Below are 4,927 nucleotides of genomic sequence, written 5' to 3'. Positions count from 1 at the left end.
GGCCACTAATCCCATAGCGCCGGCCCAGTCAGCGAGTGCGCTCAATCCGGCTTCAATGAGGTCGCGCACAGCGCCAAGATCGCCCCTCAGCGCCGCGCGACCTCACAGAAACCTCTGGATTCACGTCGGGCATGATCTCTGATTCGGAATCCGTGCTGGTGAAGGAGGCCAGCATGGATGGCTCAAGCTCTCTCGATGGATTTGCGCTCGCGCCTTCTGGCTGCGGTTGATGGCGGGATGAGTTGCCGTGCAGCGGCAAGCCGGTTTGGTGTTGCGCCTTCGACAGCGATCCGCTGGCAAGCGCAGCGGCGCGAGACGGGCGAGTTCGCCCCAAAACCGCAGGGTGGCGACATGCGATCCCGGCGGGTTGAGGAGCGCGCGGCGGATATTCTTGCCCGCGACCGGGCCGATAGTCGAACAGCACGATCGGTTGTTCGCTGTCCTCACCGCTGCGGTAGGCCCACATATACGAGGTTGTCTAATCGCATCTGCTTCGTCAAGGCGGGGCAGAAACAGAATATCGTTCCGCGCAGGCGTTGGCAGCGCGACGGTCAATCTTTTGTATCACTCTTTCCAGTCATCGTTTATTCGCGTGAGGATAATCGTATGCCGGGAGCAGGGTTGTCTCCGCGGTCGGCATGAGCCGCCGCATCATGGGTCTTCGCGAGCGAGGCCTTCCAATGTGCTGAGCGCAGTCTCTTGCGAGTTGCAGCCTCGGTATGCGGAATGGCCTGACCCACGTCCACGGCAGGGACGCCTCGACGCGTCCGATGACGACGCGCTGAGAGTAGTAGGCCGGCAGGCTCCTATTATGCGGAAACGCCGGCCGATCTGTTGAAAGCTTCTCCCGTCTTGAGCATGCTGTGCATGATGACCGCGAGTTTGCGCGCCACCGCGACGGTAGCACGCTTGAAGCCCAGCCGTTCTACCAATCCAAGTCCCCAGTTTTTAAGGTCGCTTTCAATCCTGGTCCGGGTAAGGAGTGCCACCGCCGCCTCATAGAGCAGCCCGCGCAGATAATTGTCGCCCCTTTTCGAAATGTGACCATCTCGATCGATCTCACCAAACTGATAGCGGCGTGTGGTCAGACCTAGCCATGCCCCCACGGAACGCGACGTGCGGAAGTTATTGGGGTCTTCGATTGCAACGAGATACGAGACAGCTGTGACAGAGCCCACGCCTGGGATCGTCATAAGCAGCTGTGTTTCTCGGCTTTTTCGCCTCCCGCAATCCCGTGTCGGGAAGATCGGCGGCGGCCGCCTCGTCGATATCGTCGTGATCTTCGTCTGCATCGCTCTCATGGGCGGCCTGCTCGGCTTCATTGAAGACACGATCCATGTGTTTTTCGCTGCGCGGCGTGAAGCGGTGCAACCGCGCCAGCGCCAGTTCCTTCGTAGACAGTCGGTGAGGACCGCGGATCAGGCAGCTTCGCGTTGATCCTCTGCGGTGCGCCAGTTCCAAGGAAGCAGTTCAAGGAGACGGTTCTGGGGGATGTCGGCGATCCGCGCGAGAACGTCGGCAAGCCAGGCCTGTGGATCGATGTCGTTGAGCTTCGCCGTGCCAATGACGCTCAGCATGAAGGCGGTGCGCTGGCCGCCGCGATCTTAACCAGCGAAGAGCCACGATTTTCTTCCCAGGGCCATTTCGCAGACATTCTGCCCATGTCGGGCACGATGTTGTCGTCTGGTATCGATGGCATCCATATTTCGAGCGCACGGTGCGATGCGAGTATACCGAGGAGCGCGCGAACGGCAGAGTCGCGCACACTGTGGTGAGCCCCGGCGAAGTCATCGTAGTTCCGGCTTGGATGTTGGATCGGGAGGTGTGCGATGCGTTCAGCTTGGGTAGCCCTCGGGTTGCCGTAGATGCGTTGACCGATCTCCATAGTCTCTTGATCGACGCGGACCTTCGTAATGCCCTGCTGAGCGGTTTGAACGCTCAGGAGGTAAACGATGAAGACCTTGCCCCCACCAACGCGGCTGCCGGCGCTGCGCCAGTTGATCATGCCGCTCCGGGATGGTTCGGGCGGCTGCTTTCCGTAGGATGGCCTTTAGTTTCGAGAAGGCGTTTTCGATCGGATTGAAGTCGGGACTATATGGCGGAAGGAAGAGCATGCGCGCGCCGACTGCTTCGATCGCCTCGCGGGCTGCCGCTGTTTTGTGAGCCGGCAGATTGTCGAGGATGACGATGTTGCGTATTCCGACGAAGCCGGCCACTTATTCCGACACGAAGCCGGCCACCGCACCGATTTGAAGCCGGCCACCATTCCGATCTGATGTCGGCCATTTGGGCGGCTCGTGCGGATCGTTTTTGTTGATGTCTTAAACGGTCTGGTGTGGTCAAGCTTCGAGTGGCGAGGCGCGCCTTTTGCGGAGGCTCTCGCCGGTCAGATCGATGCGATAAGCATTGTGAACGACGCGATCCAGGATGGCGTCGGCCAGGGTCGGATTTCCTATTATTTCATACCAGCGGTCCACGGGGATTTGGCTCGTGATGAGGATAGAACCGCGATCGTAGCGGTCCTCGACGATTTCGAGCAGGTCCCGGCGACGGTCGGCACTGAGTGCTTCGGGCCCCCAGTCGTCAATGATGAGCAAAGATGCGCGCGACAGCGCGCGTAGCATTCTGGCGTAGCGGCCGTCGTTCCTGCCAAGCGCCAGCATGTCGAACAGTTGGGAGGCACGGTGGTAGGCCACGGGCAGGTCTTCCCGGCAGGCCTTCTGGCCAAGGGCACAGGCGAGGTAACTCTTGCCCACACCGCATGGCCCCGTGATCAGCAGATTGCGTTTCGAGCGGATCCAGTCGCACGATCCCAGTTTGAGGAACAGGCTGCGGTCGAGACCGCGGGGTGCCTGGTAATCGACATCCTCCAGACTGGCGTCGTGGCGCAGGCGAGCGGCCTTGGCCCGGCTTTCGAACCGCTTCTGGCGCCGCACGCTGACCTCCTGGTCGAGCAGCAGGCCCAGCCATTCGGCATGGCCCAGGGCGCGGGCTTCGGGTTGGGCGTCCAGGCTCTGGAAGCTCCTGGCCATGCCGGTCAGGCCGAGTTCGTTGAGAAGATTGAGCGTAGGGTGAAGCAGCATATTCGATGTCCTTTCAATGGAAGTAGAGCGGTCCGCGCACATTGGCGTGGCTATCGATGCTCGCGCCCTCCTCCGCGGGCACGACGAGATCGAGGTTGTGGGTCAGGATGGAAGCGACACTTTTGGAGTTCAGCGCGCCGATCGCGAGGGCGTAGGCCGACACGCTCTCGACACGGGCCTTCTCAAGACCTTTGTAGAGCCGCAGCACGCCCATGCAGGTGCGGAAGCCTTGCTCAGGATGCGGGCGACGGGCCAGAATGGCGATGATCAGCCCCTGGGTGTTCGGGCCGATCTGGGCGGCCCAGCGCTCAAAGCGTTCGGGCGACCAATCGGCATAGTGCCGATGGGCCGCTGGCATATGTTCAACCTTGGTCCCGTGGCGCCGGGCGCCACCATATCGCCGTTGATGCGCAGCGATCCGTTGCCCTTTGTGGAAGAGCTCGACCGTGCTCGAGGTGATGCGGGCATCGACCTGCTGGCGGATCAGCGCATGGGGAACGGAGTAGTAGAAGCCTTCGACCTCGACATGATAATCGAGCCCGACGCGGACCAGTTTCCACTCGGCATATTCATAATCTGTCGGCGGCAAGGGCCTGAGCGCAGGCCGATCCAGGGTCTCCAGCAGGTCCGCGCGACTGACGCCGAGCTTGCGCATCGGCCGCGTGTTCATCTGTGCCATCACAATGCCGACCGCCGCGTTCGCTTCGTCCAGGGAGAAGAAGGTCTGATTGCGCAGCCGGCCCAGAATGTAAGTCTGGGCAAAGCGCACACCGGCTTCCACGGCCGCCTTGTCGCGGGGCTTTTTCGGCCGCGCCGGAAGTACGCCTACGTCGTAATGCGCCGTCATCCGCCCGTAGCTGCGGTTGATCTCCGGGTCGTAGAAGGACGCCTTGTTCACCCCGCTTTTGAGATTGTCGGGCACGAGGAGCCTGGGCACGCCGTTGAGATGGGCAAACAGCCGGACGTGCGAGCCGATCCAGTCCGGCAGGGCTTGCGACCAGGTCACCTCGGCGAAGGTGTAGTTCGACGCCCCCAGCACCGCGACGAAGATTTCCGCCATCCGGATTTCGCCGGTCACCGGGTCGGTGATCCCCAGCCGCTTGCCGGAATAGTCGACGAACAGCTTGTCGCCGGCCACATGATGTTGCCGCATCACCGGCGACAAGCGCTGCTGGAAAGCCCGCAAAAGCTCACAAAAGCGCGAATAGCCATAGCCCTCGGGACAGGCCTGACGATATTCCTCCCACAAGATCATCATCGTGACCGCCGGCCGCCGCAGCTCGCGAACCAGTTGACCCCAGTCAGGCTCCGGGCGCTTGCGTACGCCCGCGCCAGCCCCGCCACCTGGGCGTGCAAACAGTCGCGCCTCCAGCACCTCGTCAGTCAGATCATCGGGCAACGGCCAGAACAGCTGCGCCGCCGCCGCGCGCTTCAGCGCGTCCTGGACCGTACTGCGCGCCGACGCCCCCTCGTGATGCAAGCGCATGATACGCCTTAGTTGTCGCATGGTCAGCATTCTCCTGGCTGGCATCAAGCCTCCTGTCCTCGTTCAAAGGACCAGGCTCATGCCTCAGTTGCTGACCCGCTCGGCTGCCCTCTCGCGCCAAACTCGGTGGCCGACTTCCCGTCGGTACGGTGGCCGGTTTCCTGTCGGAACGCTGGCCGGCTTCACATCGGTACGGTGGCCGACTTCAGCCCGGAATGGTGGCCGGCTTCGCGTCGGAATCCAGAGGTTTCTGTGAGGTCGCGCGGCGCTGAGGGGCGATCTTGGCGCTGTGCGCGACCTCATTGAAGCCGGATTGAGCGCACTCGCTGACTGGGCCGGCGCTATGGGATTAGTGGCC

The 4,927-nt window shown here is 62.1% G+C and carries 3 protein-coding genes and 6 pseudogenes; 1 reads left to right on the top strand and 8 read right to left on the bottom strand.

Features of this window, described 5'->3' with window-relative positions:
• Positions 1-177: 177 nt before the first annotated feature.
• Positions 178-345, top strand: a pseudogene (locus A8G00_RS25750) (helix-turn-helix domain-containing protein); the annotation flags it as partial.
• 37 nt (positions 346-382) lie between these two features.
• Here A8G00_RS25750 and A8G00_RS24905 read toward each other — a convergent pair.
• The 8 genes and pseudogenes from A8G00_RS24905 to istA form a co-directional block, all read right to left on the bottom strand.
• A pseudogene (locus A8G00_RS24905) lies at positions 383-478 on the bottom strand (transposase); the annotation flags it as partial.
• A 331-nt stretch (positions 479-809) separates the two neighbouring features.
• Positions 810-1,226: pseudogene (locus A8G00_RS23785) on the bottom strand (transposase); the annotation flags it as partial.
• A pseudogene (locus A8G00_RS25405) lies at positions 1,210-1,392 on the bottom strand (IS66 family transposase); the annotation flags it as partial. The pseudogenes A8G00_RS25405 and A8G00_RS23785, both read right to left, overlap by 17 nt.
• A gap of 26 nt (positions 1,393-1,418) precedes the next feature.
• A pseudogene (locus A8G00_RS23775) lies at positions 1,419-1,643 on the bottom strand (transposase domain-containing protein); the annotation flags it as partial.
• Positions 1,571-2,005, bottom strand: coding sequence for a hypothetical protein (locus tag A8G00_RS25400; protein ID WP_172451965.1), 435 nt, complete (start codon positions 2,003-2,005; stop codon positions 1,571-1,573). The gene A8G00_RS25400 and the pseudogene A8G00_RS23775, both read right to left, overlap by 73 nt.
• Before the next feature lie 10 nt (positions 2,006-2,015).
• Positions 2,016-2,192, bottom strand: a pseudogene (locus A8G00_RS23770) (transposase); the annotation flags it as partial.
• Between the two features lie 147 nt (positions 2,193-2,339).
• On the bottom strand, positions 2,340-3,083 hold the full coding sequence (gene istB / locus A8G00_RS23765; protein ID WP_103001877.1) for an IS21-like element helper ATPase IstB: 744 nt from the start codon (positions 3,081-3,083) through the stop codon (positions 2,340-2,342).
• A gap of 13 nt (positions 3,084-3,096) precedes the next feature.
• Positions 3,097-4,614 carry an IS21 family transposase gene (istA, locus tag A8G00_RS23760; RefSeq protein WP_103001876.1) on the bottom strand — a complete coding sequence of 506 codons (1,518 nt, stop codon included), beginning with the start codon at positions 4,612-4,614 and terminating at the stop codon, positions 3,097-3,099.
• Positions 4,615-4,927: the final 313 nt, after the last annotated feature.

Source organism: Sphingobium sp. SA916 (genome assembly GCF_002894065.1).
GTDB classification, from domain to species: domain Bacteria; phylum Pseudomonadota; class Alphaproteobacteria; order Sphingomonadales; family Sphingomonadaceae; genus Sphingobium; species Sphingobium fuliginis.
This window is presented reverse-complemented; position numbering and strand designations above follow the sequence as displayed.